The following is an 18,083-nucleotide window of genomic DNA, read 5'->3' as shown; positions in this document are numbered from 1 at the left end:
AATTAAAATTGTTAAACAACGCAGACCAAAATTTGTTTGCCGAATGTCAGATTTACAAAAATAATACTTTTTGACCAATAAGCCATACTTTTAAACCACTATAACGGTATCAAACTTTTGTTAAATTTGCCAGAATTATTAATTCTCATTTATTAAATTGTTAAATTTATATTAGCAATACAGTAACAATTTTAATAAGGTCACTGTCTAACTCTTTATAAGAGTTATTCTTTTTGACCATTAAGGGGTAATTAATATCTAATACACACAAACTATATGCGTAAAAAATTACAAGATAGGGTAGCTTCGTTTCAAGACGCCAAAAGAATTAAAGAGCAAGGGCTTTACCCTTATTTTCGCTCTATTTCTTCTGCGCAAGATACCGAGGTTATTATTGATGGCAAAGAAGTTTTGATGTTTGGTTCAAATTCGTACCTAGGTTTAACCAACCATCCAAAAATTAAGGAAGCGGCTCAAAAAGCAATAGAAAAATACGGAACTGGCTGTGCTGGTTCGAGGTTTTTAAATGGAACTTTAGATATACACTTAGAACTAGAAAGCCGCTTAGCTACCTATGTTGGAAAAGAGGCTGCTGTGCTATTTAGTACAGGTTTTCAAGTTAATTTGGGTGTAATTTCTTGCCTATTAGACAGAAATGATTACCTAGTTTTAGACGAGTACGATCATGCTTCTATTATCGACGGAAGCCGTTTATCATTTTCTCGTTCTATTAAATATGCGCACAATGACATGAACGATTTGCGTGCCAAACTAAGCCGTTTACCGGAAGATGCTGCCAAACTGATTGTATCTGATGGTATTTTTAGCATGGAAGGCGACTTGGTGAATTTACCTGAAATGGTAAAAATTGCTGAGGAGTTTGGTGCAAATATTATGATGGACGATGCACACAGCTTGGGCGTAATTGGCTTCAATGGCTCTGGAACTGCTTCGCACTTTAACTTAACCAACAAGGTTGATTTAATCATGAGCACTTTTAGTAAATCTTTGGCATCATTAGGTGGTTTTATTGCTGCAGACGAAGATACCATAGAATTTATTAAACACAGAGCCCGCTCATTAATGTTTAGTGCAAGCATGACACCAGCTTCTGTAGCCAGTGTATTAGCCGCTTTAGACATTATAGAAGCAGAACCTGAACGTATCGATAAATTGTGGGCAAATACCAACTATGCCAAAAAGCTATTGCTAGAAGCTGGTTTCGAAATTGGGCACCCAGAAAGCCCTATTTTGCCAATCTATATTAGAGATAACGCAAAAACTTTCATTATTACCAATATACTGCAGCAGAATGGCATTTTTGTAAATCCGGTAGTTTCTCCAGCGGTACCATCAGATTCATCGTTAATTAGGTTCTCTTTAATGGCTACGCATACTTTTGAGCAAATAGAAAGAGCTATAGACAAACTGAAATTAGCGTTTAAAGAAGCGAGTGTTGACCTAGTTAAGGTTTCGATATAAAATGGCGCAAATTGTGGCCGTAACTGGCAAAAAGTTATTAGCAAAGTTTGTTGATTTTCCGCATGAACTTTACAAAAATGACCCATACTATGTGCCAGAGCTACATATTGCGCAACGCGATATGCTTACACCAGGAAAGCATCCTTTTCACGACCATGCTAAGTTGCAATTGTTCTTGGCCTACCAAGGCGATAAGATAGTAGGAAGAATTGCTGCGATTGTCAACGGAAATCATAACGCTACAAAAGGCGTAACAGAAGGTTTTTTTGGTTTTTTCGACACCATTAACGATAAAACCGTTAGTGAGGCCCTATTAAATGCAGCACAAAACTGGTTAAAAGAAAACGGCCAAACTTCAGTAATGGGGCCAGCAAACTTTTCTACTAATGATATTTGTGGCTTGTTAGTTAAAGGTTTTGATGGGCCGCCAGTAGCCATGATGCCTTACAATGCTCCTTATTATTTAGATTTATTGGAAGACTTCGGTTTTACCAAAAAAGTAGATTTAAGAGCCTACAGATATACTGCCGGAAATTATGACGATAGATCGGTTGGCTTGATAGACGGCTTGGAAAACAGGCTAAAAAGAAGCAACATCATCATCAGAAAAATAAACCTGAAAAAGTTTAAAGAAGAAGCTGCTGCTTTAAGAGAAGTTTACAACAAAGCTTGGGATAAAAACCTAGGATTTGTACCCATGACCGATAAGGAATTTGATTATACAGCCAATGATTTGAAGTTGGTTTTAGATACAGATTTCTGTTATATCGCTGAGCAAGAAGGTAAAATTGTAGCTTTTGCTTTGGCCATTCCAGACATTAACCAGATACTAATTAAAATTAAACGTGGAAGGCTTTTCCCTACTGGCTTAATTAAATTGTTAACTGGCAAAAAGAAAATAAACGGTATCCGTATCATGCTGTTAGGCGTAATAGACGGTTACAGAAAAATGGGTATCGAGGCTTGTTTGTACGGCAGAATAATCAAAGCTTTTAAAGCTAGAAATTTTCAATACGCAGAGGCAAGCTGGACCTTAGAAGATAATGATATGGTGAACCGTCCGATAGAAAATATTGGCGGGAAATTGTACAGAGAATATAGGATACTAGAGAAAAAGATATAAAAGTCTGATGTCCGAAGACTAGAGAACATAGATATAAGCACAAGTTAAAATAGACGCTTTTGCGCTCCCTTCCCTTTGGGGAGGGCTGGGGTGGGGCCAATAAAGATGAGCAAAAAGGTATTAATTACGGGAGCTAGTGGATTTGTGGGTTATCATTTAATTGTTACCGCAATTGAAAATGGCCTAGAAGTTTTTGCGGCAATTAGACCTAATAGCGACGTCTCGCATTTAAAAGATTTAAACGTTAACTATGTTAATTTAAACTTTAACGCAGTTGATGAATTAAAAGCAGAACTGGAAGAAAAACAGTATGCCTACATCATACACGCTGCTGGTACAACAAAGGCGAAAACCTTGCAAGAATACAACAAGGTTAACGCAGATTTCAGCAGGAATTTGGCACTAGCGGCTTCGTTGGTTAGCTATAAACTAGAGAAATTTGTATTCGTAAGTAGCTTGGCCGCAATTGGACCTATTACCGATTTTAACGCCGCTATAAATGATGATACTAATGCACAACCCGTAACTTTTTATGGATTGAGCAAGAAACTGGCAGAAGAGTATTTGAATAAAATTGAAAACCTACCGCTGGTTACCGTTAGGCCAACGGCAGTTTATGGCCCAAGGGAGAAAGATATTTTCATTCTCTTTAAGACTATTAACCAAGGTTTAGAACCATATATTGGCAGGTTTAACCAAACTTTAAGCTTCATTTATGTGAAGGATTTGGCCGAAATCATTATCCGTTTTTTAACATCGGATGTGGTGCACAAAACCTACAACATATCTGACGGACTAACTTATAATAGGTATGCACTAGCTGATGGTTTGAAAAAAGCATTGCAGAAAAAAACCCTGAAAATGCACATCCCGCTGGGAATAATAAAAAGTTTAGCTGGTTTAATGGATACCATTTACGCCAGAAGTAGCAAAACACCAACGCTAAACAAAGAAAAAATAAAAGAGTTAACGGCTCCAAATTGGGCCTGCAACATCGAAAATTTAAAAAAAGACTTACAGTTTGAACCTCAATATAATTTGGAAAGAGGCTTACAAGAAACTGTAAAATGGTATAAAGCTAATAACTGGCTGAAATAAACGGCCTCCCCCTGTCCCTCCAAAGGAAGGGAGTTACGTAATGCAGCTCCTCCCCTTTGGGGAGGTTGGGAGGGGCTTAAGATTAACACATATAATTAACAATAATAAACAGATGAAAAAGCAAGTAGAAGGAGCCAATGGAAAATTAGGTATCATGATGCCTGGCCTAGGTGCTGTAGCTACCACCATGATTGCTGGTGTAGTTGCCGCTAGAAGAGGTCTATCTAAACCTATTGGTTCTTTAACACAAATGGGTACCATTCGTGTAGGTAAAAGAACAGACAACAATGAGCCTTTAATTAAGGATTTCGTTCCATTAGCAAAATTAGAAGACTTAGCATTTGGTGGTTGGGATGTGTATGAAGATAATGTGTACGATGCCGCAATGAAAGCTAAGGTAATTGATGGTCATCTTTTATATGACATCAAAGACGAATTAGAAGCAATTAAACCTTACAAAGCTGCGTTTGATAAAAACTACGTTAAAAACTTAGACGGAACTTACGTTAAAGAAGCTGCTACAAAATGGGATTTGGCACAACAAGTAATTGAAGATATCAAAGACTTTAAAGCTAAAAACAACTGTGAGCGTATCGTATTGGTATGGTGTGGTTCTACCGAAATCTATTTAGAGCCTTCTGAAGTTCACCAAACTTTAGCTGCATTTGAGCAAGGTTTAAAAGACAACAACCCTAATATTGCGCCAAGTATGATTTATGCTTATGCAGCGTTGAAATTAGGTTATGCTTATGCAAATGGAGCTCCTAACTTAACAGTAGATATTCCTGCAATGTTAGAGTTGGCTAAAGAAACTCAAACTCCGGTAGCTGGTAAAGATTTCAAAACTGGTCAAACTTTAATGAAAACAGTTTTAGCACCCGGTTTAATGGCTCGTTCTTTAGGTGTACGTGGTTGGTTCTCTGACAACATTTTAGGTAACCGTGATGGTTTGGTATTAGATGATCCAGATAACTTTAAAACTAAAGAAGTTTCTAAATTAGGTGTGTTGGAAGATATCTTCAAACCAGAAATCAATCCAGATTTATATGGCGATATGTACCACAAAATCCGTATCAACTATTACCCTCCTCACGGCGATAACAAAGAGAGCTGGGATAACATTGATATCTTTGGATGGATGGGTTACAAAATGCAGATCAAGATCAATTTCTTATGCCGTGATTCAATCTTAGCTGCTCCTATCGTGTTAGACTTGGCTTTATTCTCAGATTTAGCTAAACGTGCTGGCATGAGTGGTATCCAAGAGTGGTTATCGTTCTACTTAAAATCTCCTCAAACTAAAGAGGGATTACGTCCAGAGAACGATATCTTCAAGCAATTAGAGAAATTACACAACACCCTGCGCTATTTTATGGGCGAAGAGTTGATTACCCACTTGGGGCTTGATTATTACGAAGAAGAAAAATAAAAAATCAATGAGCAGTGTTTGATAACCAATTCAAACACTGCAATTTGAAACGTTACGCATAGGTAAAAACTATACAAAAATTAACATCTCTTTACCTAATTCAAACACAAATCCCTCACGTTTTTTGCTTTTGTCTTGTGAATGTAATTTACGCTCAAAAGAAAGCAAACAAACCCACGGAAACTTTAGGTTTAAAAAAAGTTTCCATAGTTTTGAGCCGTTAAAAAATTAGAGGATTTGCATTTTAATAAAAAATTGAAGCAGTGATATTTCACAAGATCATAGCAACCACTTTTGGAATTGGCTATATAGGCAAAGGGGCAGGAACTTATGCTTCTATTTTTACCTGCCTTTTATGGTACTTTTTACAACCTAGTGGATATGAACTGAAACTTGCACCAGTTTTAGTGGCTTTGCTGCTAACAATACAGGGAGTAAGGAGCGCCAACGAAGTGGAGGCACTTTGGGGCAAAGACCACCAACGAGTGGTAATAGACGAAGTGGCGGGAATGTGTATTACCTTACTTTTTGTGCCGCTAGAGATTAAATACATCATTGCGGGCTTAGTGTTGTTTAGATTTTTCGACATTTTGAAACCACTAGGTATACGTAGATTGGAAAAGTGGCCCGGTGGTTGGGGCGTAATGGCAGATGATGTTTTGGCAGGGATTTATGCCAACATTGTTATGCAAATAATAATTTTCTTCAACATATTTTAAGAAGATGATCACCTTTATCAAAGCTCAAGCTTCGTCATTAACGGCAACGTTGGTAGACTACTTAGTCACATGGTTTTGTGTGAGCTTTTTGGGGATCTGGTATGTTGCAGGAAGTGTAACAGGAACAGTTGTTGGTGGCTGTGTAAACTTTTATATGGGGCGTAATTGGGTGTTTAATTCTACCGAGAAAGACATCAAGCTTCAAATTTTAAAGTATATTTTGGTATGGTGCGGCAATCTTTTGATTGTTACTACTGGAGTTTACATACTCACTCATTTTCTAGGCATTAACTATTTGCTATCGAAAATTCTCGTTTCTGGATTGATTGGTACTATTTATAATTACTTCATGCAGAAGCAATTCATTTTCACACAGTAAAAATGAAACACACATATAAAACATTAATTTATGCACTAACGTTTTTTAGTGCTACGATATTAGGCATATCATCAGCATTTGCCCAAAAAACCGTTATTACCGGAACCGTTAGAGATGCGGTAACAAAAGAAACACTTCCCTATGTATCAATTTTCTTTAATGATACCCGCTTGGGAACACAATCTGATTTGGATGGAAATTTCAAGATCAGCACTAACGAAGACTACAACAAACTGAAGTTTAACTACGTTGGTTACGAAGTTTTGTACAAGAATATTATTGTAGGACAAACCCAAAAATTAGACATCCTACTAAAATCTAATGCGCAATCGTTAAACGAAGTAACCATTATTGCAGGCAAAAAAGTTAGGTACTCTAACAAAAACAATCCGGCGGTAGAATTAATTAGGCAGGTAATCGAAAACAAAGATAAAAACCAGCCTAAAGCATACGAAACCGTACAATATAAGGAGTACGAAAAAATGTTGTTCTCTATGAGCAACCTCTCCGAAAAATTCAAGAACAAACGTCTCTTCAGAAATTACCAATTTCTTTTTCAAGAGCAAGACTCATCCAAAATAGGTGGCAAAAACTTATTGCCTATTTATATCCAAGAAAAACTGGCCGACCAATATTTAAGTTTCTACCCGATAAAAGTAAAACAGTAGTTCTAGCAGAAAAACAAGTAGAGTTTGATAATAGATTTATCGATAACCAGGGCATGAAAGCCTATTTCGATAGGATGTACCAAAACATCAACATTTACGATAATAACATCTCTGTAATGAGCAACGAGTTTTTAAGCCCAATTGCAAACTCGGCCCCTACTTTTTACAAATTTTTTATTACTGATACCTTAAAAAACATGACGCCGAATGTAATTGAACTTTCTTTTACGCCACGCACCAAGGGCGATATGTTGTTTGAGGGAAAAATCTACATTACGATGGACGGCAACTATGCTGTTCAAAAAGCTGCCTTTGGAGTAAATAAAAACATTAACCTCAACTTTGTTAGAGGATTAGAAATTGCCTTAGATTTTGAAAAAAATACCGATGGTAGATACTACCTAAGCAAAAGCAATTTAATTGCCGATTTTGGGATCAGCAAAAATAAAGGGATGGGTTTTACGGGCGAACGAAGTGTAAGCTACGACCAATACAAAACGAACGTAGAAATTCCTGATACGGTTTTTTCTGGCAAAAAACTAGAAGTACTAGAAGGAGCCAAACAGAGAACCAACGATTTTTGGGCGCAAAACAGGTTAGATTCTATACCACAGCAGCAGCTGAAAATTTACAGCAATATTGATACGCTTCAAAAGTTGCCATCTTTTAGAAGAACCGTAAAATTAGTAACTTTTGTCTTTGCCGGTTATTGGGATTTTGGACCTTATGAAGTTGGCCCTACCAACACTTTCTATAGCTTTAATAACGTAGAAGGCTTTCGTTTGCGTTTAGGAGGCAGGTCTACTCCTGCTTTAAGCAAACGTTTTTATTTCGAAAATTATGCAGCCTATGGCTTTAAAGACGAAAAATGGAAGTTTTTCTTATCGGGAACTTACTCTTTAAATAATAAATCCATTTATAAATTCCCGCAAAACTACATTAGAGCAAGTTTTCAACGAGATACCAAAATACCAGGACAAGAACTACAATTTGTACAAGAAGATAACTTTTTGTTATCATTTAAACGTGGTGTAAACGATATGTTATTGTACAACGATTTTTATCGCTTAGATTATGTGAAAGAATTCGAAAATCGTTTTTCTTACAATGTTGGATTTAAGAAATGGTCTCAAACTCCGGCTGGTGGCCTTTTCTATAACGATGCCAGCTCCAATTCTTTTATCAATAGACTTACCACTACAGAACTTAGTGTAGGCTTTAGATATGCGAAGAATGAGAAATTCTATCAAGGTAAAATTTATCGTATACCAATTATAGATAGATACCCTATTTATAACTTAAAATATACGGCAGGTATTAAAGGCTTTTTTGGAGGCGAGTATAACTACCACAACATTATGGCTAGTGTAGACAAACGTTTTTATTTGTCGCAGTTAGGTTTTAGTGATGTCAGAGTAGAAGGTGGTTATATCGCCGGCAAGGTGCCTTTTCCGTTATTGTCGGTACACCGTGCCAACCAAACTTATGCTTATCAGCTAAACTCCTATAACTTAATGAACTTCTTAGAATTTGTGAGCGACCGCTATGCAGCAATAAATATCGATCATAATTTTAACGGATTCTTTTTAAATAAGATACCTTTGCTAAGTAAATTAAAACTACGCGAGATTGTTTCATTCAAAGCAATTTACGGAGGATTGAGAGATGAAAATAATCCAGAAAAAAATAACGACGGCATTTACAAATTGCCTAGCTATGAAAATGGCACGCAAAGAACCTATTCTTTAAATAAAGAACCGTATATGGAAGGCAGCGTTGGTTTAGGAAATATTTTCAAGGTATTAAGGGTAGATTTGGTTAAGCGTTTCAATTACCTAGACCACCCAGAAGTTGCCGAATGGGGAATTAGAGCTAGAGTTAAACTAGATTTTTAAAAATGAAGCTAAGAGACGACCTTCAACAAGGTATTTATAAAGTAATTAACCCTTTTGTAAAAGGCTTAATTAAGTTAGGATTAACACCAAACATGGTAACCACTATTGGTTTGCTACTAAACATTGGTGTAGCGGTAATCTTTATTATAGGTGCAGAAAAATCTAATCGCGGCGAACTAGAATACGTAGGCTGGGCTGGCGCATTGGTTTTGTTTGCTGGCCTTTTCGATATGCTAGATGGCCAAGTGGCACGTTTGGGCAACATGAGCTCTAAGTTTGGCGCCATGTACGATTCGGTTTTAGACAGATATAGCGAAATGGTGATGTTTTTAGGGATTTGCTATTATTTAGTGGCACACCATTATTTTTTAAGCTCGTTATTTGCGTTTATTGCATTAATTGGTTCTATGATGGTAAGCTATACTCGTGCCCGTGCCGAAGGCCTTGGCGTAGAATGTAAAGGTGGTTTAATGCAACGCCCAGAGCGTGTGGTAACCATTGGTGTATTTGCTATTGCATGCGGTATTGCCTACAATTTCTTAGGTGCCGATTATAAAATCTTTATCCCCGGAATTAAGTTTCACGTATTCGAGACCATGAGCATTTTCACCTTGCCAATTACTTTAATGGCAATAATGACCAATATTACCGCAGTAAACAGATTAAGAGAAGCCAAAAAAGCTTTAGATGCGAAAGAGTTCCCAAAACCCAGCAACAAAGCAGCGCTAATTGCCGGAGTAATTTTATTTGCTGGTCTAGGTCTATCTAACTCAGCAGCGGTAAAAGCACAAACTGGCGATGATCCTTCTCCGCTTACATTTCCTATTCCCAAAAATATCACAAACCAGTTATTTTACGTACAACGAGATCCAAATATCAATACTATTATTTGCCAATTAAACGTAGATGAAGATGGTAATTTGGTTAAAGAACATCCCGTAAATGTTTTTTGGATGCGCTACGCTGATAAGCAAGGAAAAAAAGACTTGAATTATATTCAACGCAAATTTGCCTATGGAGTGCAAACTAAAGATATTGGTAATGGCAATTACGAGTTACGCTTCGTATCCTACAAAAAATTCCCTTTGTTGTTAACCAAATCGGCAATAGATAAAAAATATCATGTTTACGCAACAGCCAACAACAAAAAGATTTTGTTAGACAGAATTTTTCTAAGAATAGAAGGTGGTACGTTTTGGGTACCTAATGTAAAATATGTAGAAATAAAAGGTTATGATGCTAGCAATCCAACAAAAGCGATAACCGAAAGAATAAAAGTTTAATACCATGGCAAAGAATTTTATTTCAAATTCTAGCGAGTCTACAAGGATGTTTAAGAGCGACTTGTTAGAACCTCTATCTAAAGTTAAATATTACGTACCCTTAATTATATTTGTTCCATTAATTGTTTTCTTAGTGTGGAAAGCACTTTTTGATGTGCAAACCCCTGTCTTAGAGTTTTTCGGGTGGTTGGCTTTTGGACTTTTCGTGTGGACAATCACAGAGTATGTGATGCATCGATGGGTTTTCCATTTCTACCCTAAGGCCGCTTGGGCAAAGCGTATCCACTTCATTTTTCATGGCGTGCACCACGATTACCCAAATGATGCTAACCGTTTAGTAATGCCGCCATCGGCCAGTATTCCTTTGGCTTTGGCTTTTTGGTTTCTATTCGATTGGCTATTACCAGAAACCAAAATCTATTCGTTTTTTATAGGTTTTATTGGTGGATATTTATTTTACGATATGGTTCATTACGCCTTACACCATGCTAATTTTAAAAGTGGTTTATGGAAGAGATTGAAACATCACCACATGTTGCACCATTATCAGGATGCTTCTAAGGGATTTGGCGTAAGCTGGATGTTTTGGGACGGTGTATTCAGGTCTGGATTTGAAAAGAAAAAAGAAACCCAATAAAATTACTCGTACGGGCGAAACATGTTTCGCCCCAACAAATAATAAAATGACATCAGATATTTCCTCTGAAGATCCGCAAAAAAACCTTAAAAAAGATCTGCCATTAACGCTCGGCATTTCTGCAATCTATCTTATTCTCTCCTATTTTTTAGTTGGCTTTAAAACAGACCAACTAGTGCTGATTGCTATTTTTAATGCCCTTTACTACCTCACATCTACTACCAGAAAATTCATCATAGGTTTTTCTATCTTCATTGTATATTGGATCATTTATGATTACATGAAGGCTTTTCCTAACTACCACTACAATGCTGTACATATTGCAGATCTCTACAATTTTGAAAAAAGCGTTTTTGGAATAGAGCAAGGAGGAAAACTACTTACCCCTAATGAGTATTGGCTATTACACACCAACTCGTTTTTAGATGTGCTTACAGGCTTCTTTTATTTGATGTGGGTACCCGTACCGTTGGCATTTGCAGCCTTCCTGTTTTTTAATAACGAACGCAGAAACTTCTTAAACTTTCTACTCACTTTTGTGTGGGTAAACCTATTGGGTTTTGTGGTTTATTACCTCTATCCTGCCGCTCCACCTTGGTATGTACAACAGCATGGCTTTGAGTTTATAGCAGGCACTCCTGGTAATACCGCTGGCTTAATTCGTTTCGATAATTTCTTCGGTATCGAACTTTTTAAATCTATTTATAGCAAAGGTTCAAACGTTTTTGCGGCCATGCCATCTTTACACTCCGCTTACCCTTTAATTGTAGTTTACTATGCCACTAAGGGAAAGTTCCGTAAAGCAAATGTCTTTTTCATTACCGTAATGGTGGGGATTTGGTTTGCGGCAGTTTACACAAGCCATCATTACCTGGCCGATGTACTTGCCGGCATTACCACAGCCACCATCGGAATAATATCCTTCAACTGGTTAAAAGAAAGAAAACCTTTAGCTAACTTTATACAAAGTATGCTAAAATTAATTTCTTAATGCACATTAGCCAACTCGAAAGTATAAAAATACCTGCTAGCGCAAAAAAAATCACCCAACGCAAAGCTTTAAAAATGCTTCATAATTGATTATTCGCGTTTTTCTTCAAATTAACTAACTTTAGTCATCTAAACAGCAAAAGATGAACCCTAAAGTAGATGCGTTTTTAAGCAAAACAACCCAGTGGAAACAAGAATTTGAAGCCTTGAGAGCAATTATTCTTGAATGTGGCTTAACCGAAGAACTAAAATGGGGGCAGCCTTGCTACACATTCCAAAAGAGCAACATTGTTTTAATACATGGGTTTAAGGAATACTGTGCCCTGCTGTTTTTTAAAGGCGCATTGCTAAGCAACGAAGATGGTTTATTGATCCAACAAACAGATCATGTACAATCGGTTAGGCAAATACGTTTTGTTAACGCTAAAGAAATTTGGAGTGCAAAACAACAAATAAAACATTACATTTTCGAGGCCATTGAAGTTGAAAAGGCTGGCTTAAAAGTAGCAATGAGAAAAACCTCTGACTTTGAGGTTGCAGCAGAGTTTCAAGAAAAACTAGATGCTTTACCTGCGCTGAGAACTGCTTTTGAAGCTTTAACTCCTGGCCGCCAAAGAGCTTATCTATTTCATTTTTCGGAAGCCAAACAAGCTAAAACAAGAGCTGCAAGAGTTGCAAGAGTTGAAAAATATATGCCACAAATTCTAAGTGGCAAAGGTTTAAACGATTAATATCATGAGCAAAAAACTATCAGCCCAACAAAGCGAAGAACTTTTAAGCATTTTGAAAATCCGTTTCGAAAAAAACAAGAAACGCCACCCAGACTTAGATTGGAGCAAAGTGCAAGAAAAACTAGAAGCTCAACCAGAAAAACTATGGTCGTTAAATGAAATGGATATTACCGGCGGAGAACCAGATGTAGTGGGCTACGATGATAAAACAGGAGAATTTATTTTCTACGACTGCTCGGCCGAAACTCCAAAGGGAAGACGAAGTGTGTGCTTTGACCATGAAGCCTTAGCAGCAAGGAAAGAGCACAAACCAAATGATAGTGCTATAAATATGGCTACAGAGATGGGAATTGAACTTTTAACTGAAGAAGAATACAAAGCATTACAACAATTAGGCGAGTTTGATTTAAAAACATCAAGCTGGATACAAACCCCAGAACGCATTAGAAAATTAGATGGTGCGCTATTTTGCGACCGCCGATACAACACCGTTTTTGTTTACCACAACGGAGCCCAATCTTACTATGCAGCTAGAGGTTTTCGCGGTTCGTTAAAGATATAGCAGCTTTAAAAGCTCTAAAAGATAATTAGCTTTTAAAGAACTTAAACAATGTTATTTAAAACAAAATAACTATCTTTAGCTACCTCGAACCAAAGAAACTCAAAAACTAGGCTACATGCATACTGCTTTAAAACAACTCTCAAAGTGGGCCGTACTTTGTGTTGTATTACTCCTTTTAGGAATTAGCTCTAATGCCCAAACTTCTAAAATAGATGAGTTATTAGCCCAACTTAAACCAAACGATCCTGACACGGTTCAAATTAAAATACTTAAAAAACTATCTACTGCTTATTCTTCGGTAGATCCAATTAAAAAATTCTATTACGCCAACCAGTATAGATTACTAGGCGAAAAAAATGGTATCGACTCTACAATTGCCAATGGCTATTTAGATATGGGCATTTCTTATGGCATTAGAAGTAATTTGGATAGCGCATTATACTATTTTAAAATAGGTCAAGAAATAGCAAAAGCGAGCAAATATGAAAGTGGCTTGGGCCGTAGTTATGTAAACATTGGCTACATATATGATCGTTCTGACAGAAAAAAGGAAGCCGTTAATTGTTATGAAGAAGCACTAAAAATCTTCAGAAAAATTGACCACAAGAGAGGTATAAATCAATGCATTACCAATTTAGGATCCATATATTTCGACCTTAAAGAATACAAAAGCGCCGATAATTATTTTGAACAGGTTTTAGAAAATCTTTTAAAAAACCCTACCGGAGATTTAAGTTTAGGCAGTGCCTATTACTCTTTGGGTGGCTCTAAACGAAGATTAGGCCAACAAAAATTAGCAATGGATTTTTATCTAAAAAGCTTAGCTATTAGAGAAAAAATTGGCGACTTAAACGGAATTGCCTTAAGCAATTGGGGAATTGCCCAACTACATATAGAAAACAAGCTGTACAGCAAGGCGTTGCCCCTTTTAGAAATAGCTTTAAGAAATAACAGAACTTTAAAAAACATATATCAAGAGTGTTCTGTATTAATTACACTGGCCGAAGCTTACATAGGTTTAAAAGATTATCAAAAAGCCGAAGAAGCAGGAAAGTTAGCTTTAGTAAGAGCAAAGCAGACTGATGCGAAAATCCCGATTTCTTTAGCGTTAGACATGTTATCTAAGGTAAGTGCCGCAAAAAAAGACTATGAAGCAGCCTTAAAATATAAGTCTGAATATTTAGCAGTTAACGATAGTCTGGAGAATGACTCTACTACCAAACAAGTTATTTTAACAGACCTGCATCGAGTAAATATCGACAACAAAAACCTAGAAAAACGCAACGAGACCATTAGTGCAAAAATTACCGACTATGTAATTACCATTTCTATTATTACCGCCCTGCTTTTGTTGGTGGTTATACTTTTGATACTCTATTACAAAAGAAATGCCGAGAAAAAAATTGCCAATGCCTTGTTGCAAGAGCAAAAACATCAAATTGCAGAAGTAAATGAAGAGCTGGGAGCTTTAAATGAAGAGCTAAGAACACAAATGGAAATTGTATCTGCCCAAAATACCGAGTTAGAGAAATTAAACAATGTAAAGAATAAATTTTTCTCTATTGTATCTCACGATTTGAGAGCACCAATACATTCGTTAAAGGCATTATTTGGCTTATATAGAAGCGGAATTGTAAATGAAGAGGAATTTGGAAACCTGCTAGAGCGCTTAGAAGAAACTGTTTACAATACGGCCTCTTTTTTAGACAACTTACTGGAGTGGTCTAAAAGTCAGTTGGGAGGCATTGTGATAACCCCTGTTGAGGTAAATCTTTCGATGATCATCAACCATAATATCAAGTTGATGGAATCGCAGATTAATCTGAAAAAAATAAATGTGCATAACAATGTAGACGAAAAACTTGTTGTATTTTCCGATTTAAACATGGTTCATGTAGTGATAAGAAATATCCTTTCTAATGCTATTAAGTTTTGCAACAAAGAAGATAAAGTTATTTTTAATGCAACCACAAATAATGACCAAGTTACCTTTACCATTACTGATACGGGCCCTGGCATTAGCCCATTAGACCTCGATAACCTTTTTAATTTAACGCATACGCCAGGCACCGGCACTTCTGGCGAAAAAGGGCACCACATTGGGCTTATTTTATGTAGAGATATGGTAATGCAAAACAAAGGCAGCTTAAGTGTTGAAAGCAAATTGGGCGAAGGAACTACTTTTTACATTACCCTACCCACAAAACCCATTGAAGGATAATTAACGCAAGTTTGCCAAGCGAAAGCCCTATGAAATAAACCATTCCAAAATAGAATATTCGTAGTTTCACATTCTATACTTCAAGTAAATAAGATACTTTTAAGTTAAATTACCGTAGAAAAACTACCCATGTATCTAACCATGAAGAATCTCATACATCTACTCTTTTTATTTATTGGCCTAACATTTGGCTGTTCGGCTCCTGACACCGATGAAGAACTTTTAGCTTTAGATAAAGAAAAACTTAACGAAAACCTTGCCTACGATAAAATTACCTTTTACAAATTTGCAAAAATCGCCATCAGATCAGCGGCGGTGCAAGATACTACAAAGCCAGAGTACCAAAAATTCGGCAAGCACCTCAATACGGTTTTAAGTTCTTTAAGCAAGGTAAATATAGATTCGGGCAAAAGCATTTCGCCAATGGAAGCGCTTTTACTATACAAGGATTACCGTGCGGTTAAAGGTTTTGTAAAAGATACCAACGAAGACATTTTTCCAACACTGGTTGAAGGAATAAATAAAATGTATGGTAATGGCGGCACTAGCTCTACTGTATTAACAGGCCAAGAAAAAACCGAAGCCCAAAACATTGAACACGCTATATTGAGCATGGTTGTTTTAGCTACCAGAGAATTGGGACAACCTTTTGCTCTTTACGAATGCTCAAAAACCCAACCCGAGCTTTTGCCAGACCATGAGACGAAAACCTTACTTGAATTTGTGCGTGGCTTCTTATTTTTCGGCAATAATTTATTTTACCTATCGGAAGATGGGCTGACCAGAAATATCAAATGGTTAGACAAAAACCAAGATGTACCTTTACCTTACACCAAGGCTTTTTTTGGTTGGAGAAATTTGAGCGATGGCCAAACGCATACGGCTTTTCACAGTCTAAATTATTTGTTTAGAGGTTTTGATAGGCTAAGGATGGAAAGAGAAATTGATGAAGAAAGGGGATTGGATGATTTTGAGAAATTTTTGGAAGACACGAAAAAACTTGGCCTCGAGACAGAACTTACGCTAGCTGTAGAGAGTTACCTCTATTTAAAACGAGAAGACAAAGAAAAGGCAATAGTGGCATTAACCAAGTTAAAGAAAAGTCGGCTGTTGTCTGATAGCGAACGCGAAGCCATAGAAAAAACCATTGTTTATGTAAATAACCGTGAAGCCGGTAAGGCATTAAACGGGGTTTACGACAAGCTGTTTCTGAGTAAGATTGCTACCAAATACATGATGGCTGTATTGGTTAAAATAGATTGGCAAAAAGTTTTAAAGGCAAACAATGTACCTCATACCGATGAGATTTTTACGACTATACATAAGGTGCAGCAGATGTCTAATGCGGTAAGTTCTTATACCAGCGAAACTACGGTTGAAAAAGGGAAAAACGAGTTAAAACAGAAAGGCAGTGCGCTTTTAGATGGTGCCAAGAGTTTATTGAAGTAATTTTTTGCTAATGCTGGTAGGATTTAGTTTGTATTCTTTGATAATACTAAACCTCCAGCGCTGCCAATGTTTTTTTTGATTTTACGGTTCTTGGCATTAACGATGTACTTCGGTAAACTATTAACCTTAATTTAAGCCAAATGTATTGCAACTGCCGAGGGGCATTACTGCACAGACCTTGCATTTTAAACTTTATTGAAGCGGCAGCTCCCGAGTGTAACTCGGGACTATAGCGTAAAGAAGGGCTAACATTAATAGCAACAAAAGAACCTTGATTTTCAAATTATAAAAACCCAAATAACCAACCATCCAAAAAACTAACACCAAAACATTACAACTTTCCAACATTTCAACCTTACAACAATTCAGCAAGATTGCTTAACTTTGCGTTATGATTGAACTTCCAGTTGTTGCACCAGTTACCGAAAAAGCCCGCAAACCAGATTGGTTAAGGGTTAAATTGCCTGTAGGAAAAGAATATGCACAGGTAAGAAGTTTGGTTGACGAACATAAGCTACATACCATTTGCGAAAGTGGTAATTGCCCAAATATGGGCGAATGCTGGGGCGCCGGAACGGCAACTTTCATGATTTTGGGTAACATTTGTACCCGTTCTTGTTCTTTCTGTGCGGTAGCAACTGGCAGGCCTTTGGCAGTTGATACCGACGAGCCCAACCGTGTAGCCAACTCGGTAAAGCTGATGGGCGTTAAACATTGTGTAATTACTTCGGTAGACCGCGATGATTTGAAAGATGGCGGTTCGATCATCTGGGCCGAAACTTTACAAGCCATTAGAAGAGAAAGTCCGATTACTACTTTAGAAACGTTAATTCCTGATTTTAAAGGTCAATGGGATAATTTATACCGTGTTTTAGAAGAAAGACCAGAAGTGGTTTCCCACAACATGGAAACGGTACGCCGTTTAACTCGCCAAGTACGTATACAGGCTAAATACGACAGAAGCTTGGAGTGCTTAAAGCGAATTTCGGAATTTGGCTTACGCACTAAAACCGGCATTATGCTAGGTTTGGGCGAAACTGAAGAGGATGTTTTTGAAGCAATGGATGATTTAGTGGCAAATGGTGTTCATATCTTAACTTTAGGCCAGTATTTACAGCCTACCAAAGCGCACCACCCAGTGGTAGATTGGATCCACCCAGATCAATTTGCTAAATACAAGGAAGTAGGCTTGGCTAAAGGCTTAAAATACGTAGAAAGTGGCCCGCTGGTGCGTTCTTCTTATCACGCAGAAAAACATCTTTTCGATATCGAAGGAATTGTTTAATGAGTAGTTAGGGCTCAGTTTATCTGCCCATTTCAGTTCGCATCATCTTTTCTAGAAAAGCAATTTCGGTATTTCTTGGGCTACGAAAGTCCTTCCAGCCGCTATAGTCCCGAGTTACACTCGGGAGCTGTC

At 37.2% G+C, this 18,083-nt stretch carries 16 protein-coding genes; all 16 read left to right on the top strand.

What is annotated here, in order from left to right:
- Nucleotides 1–276: 276 nt before the first annotated feature.
- The 16 genes from spt (at nucleotide 277) to lipA (ending at nucleotide 17,951) form a co-directional block, all read left to right on the top strand.
- Complete coding sequence (gene spt, locus OVA16_RS08590) at nucleotides 277–1,482, top strand: serine palmitoyltransferase (protein ID WP_267764898.1); 1,206 nt, start codon at nucleotides 277–279, stop codon at nucleotides 1,480–1,482.
- 1 nt (nucleotide 1,483) lies between these two features.
- Nucleotides 1,484–2,605, top strand: coding sequence for a hypothetical protein (locus OVA16_RS08585; RefSeq protein ID WP_267764897.1), 1,122 nt, complete (start codon nucleotides 1,484–1,486; stop codon nucleotides 2,603–2,605).
- A gap of 105 nt (nucleotides 2,606–2,710) precedes the next feature.
- Nucleotides 2,711–3,703: an NAD-dependent epimerase/dehydratase family protein gene (locus OVA16_RS08580; protein WP_267764896.1), complete on the top strand. Its 993-nt coding sequence runs from the start codon at nucleotides 2,711–2,713 to the stop codon at nucleotides 3,701–3,703.
- Nucleotides 3,704–3,815: 112 nt separating this feature from the next.
- Nucleotides 3,816–5,132 carry an inositol-3-phosphate synthase gene (locus tag OVA16_RS08575; protein WP_267764895.1) on the top strand — a complete coding sequence of 439 codons (1,317 nt, stop codon included), beginning with the start codon at nucleotides 3,816–3,818 and terminating at the stop codon, nucleotides 5,130–5,132.
- Between the two features lie 263 nt (nucleotides 5,133–5,395).
- Nucleotides 5,396–5,851 (top strand): phosphatidylglycerophosphatase A, encoded by a 456-nt coding sequence (locus OVA16_RS08570; RefSeq protein WP_267764894.1) that lies wholly within the window; start codon nucleotides 5,396–5,398, stop codon nucleotides 5,849–5,851.
- A gap of 4 nt (nucleotides 5,852–5,855) precedes the next feature.
- Nucleotides 5,856–6,230, top strand: coding sequence for a GtrA family protein (locus OVA16_RS08565; RefSeq protein WP_267764893.1), 375 nt, complete (start codon nucleotides 5,856–5,858; stop codon nucleotides 6,228–6,230).
- Nucleotides 6,231–6,232: 2 nt separating this feature from the next.
- Nucleotides 6,233–6,898 (top strand): carboxypeptidase-like regulatory domain-containing protein, encoded by a 666-nt coding sequence (locus OVA16_RS20050; RefSeq protein ID WP_324288579.1) that lies wholly within the window; start codon nucleotides 6,233–6,235, stop codon nucleotides 6,896–6,898.
- Nucleotides 6,899–6,951: 53 nt separating this feature from the next.
- Nucleotides 6,952–8,793, top strand: coding sequence for a DUF5686 family protein (locus OVA16_RS08560; RefSeq protein WP_324288578.1), 1,842 nt, complete (start codon nucleotides 6,952–6,954; stop codon nucleotides 8,791–8,793).
- A gap of 2 nt (nucleotides 8,794–8,795) precedes the next feature.
- Nucleotides 8,796–10,076, top strand: a complete 1,281-nt coding sequence (locus tag OVA16_RS08555) for a DUF4833 domain-containing protein (RefSeq protein ID WP_267764892.1) — start codon at nucleotides 8,796–8,798, stop codon at nucleotides 10,074–10,076.
- 4 nt (nucleotides 10,077–10,080) lie between these two features.
- Nucleotides 10,081–10,713 carry a sterol desaturase family protein gene (locus tag OVA16_RS08550; protein ID WP_267764891.1) on the top strand — a complete coding sequence of 211 codons (633 nt, stop codon included), beginning with the start codon at nucleotides 10,081–10,083 and terminating at the stop codon, nucleotides 10,711–10,713.
- A gap of 46 nt (nucleotides 10,714–10,759) precedes the next feature.
- Nucleotides 10,760–11,704: a phosphatase PAP2 family protein gene (locus OVA16_RS08545; protein ID WP_267764890.1), complete on the top strand. Its 945-nt coding sequence runs from the start codon at nucleotides 10,760–10,762 to the stop codon at nucleotides 11,702–11,704.
- A 142-nt stretch (nucleotides 11,705–11,846) separates the two neighbouring features.
- A complete protein-coding gene (locus OVA16_RS08540) occupies nucleotides 11,847–12,434 on the top strand; it encodes a YdeI/OmpD-associated family protein (RefSeq protein ID WP_267764889.1) in 588 nt (195 codons plus the stop codon).
- Nucleotides 12,435–12,438: 4 nt separating this feature from the next.
- The gene (locus OVA16_RS08535) at nucleotides 12,439–12,996 is read left to right on the top strand and encodes a DUF4256 domain-containing protein (RefSeq protein ID WP_267764888.1); all 558 of its coding nucleotides are present in this window, start codon (nucleotides 12,439–12,441) and stop codon (nucleotides 12,994–12,996) included.
- Nucleotides 12,997–13,111: 115 nt separating this feature from the next.
- On the top strand, nucleotides 13,112–15,217 hold the full coding sequence (locus OVA16_RS08530) for a tetratricopeptide repeat-containing sensor histidine kinase (protein WP_267764887.1): 2,106 nt from the start codon (nucleotides 13,112–13,114) through the stop codon (nucleotides 15,215–15,217).
- A gap of 141 nt (nucleotides 15,218–15,358) precedes the next feature.
- On the top strand, nucleotides 15,359–16,666 hold the full coding sequence (locus OVA16_RS08525; protein WP_267764885.1) for a hypothetical protein: 1,308 nt from the start codon (nucleotides 15,359–15,361) through the stop codon (nucleotides 16,664–16,666).
- 391 nt (nucleotides 16,667–17,057) lie between these two features.
- On the top strand, nucleotides 17,058–17,951 hold the full coding sequence (gene lipA / locus OVA16_RS08520; protein ID WP_267764884.1) for a lipoyl synthase: 894 nt from the start codon (nucleotides 17,058–17,060) through the stop codon (nucleotides 17,949–17,951).
- Nucleotides 17,952–18,083 lie beyond the last annotated feature (132 nt).

Source organism: Pedobacter sp. SL55, from assembly GCF_026625705.1.
Lineage (GTDB): Bacteria > Bacteroidota > Bacteroidia > Sphingobacteriales > Sphingobacteriaceae > Pedobacter.
This window is presented reverse-complemented; position numbering and strand designations above follow the sequence as displayed.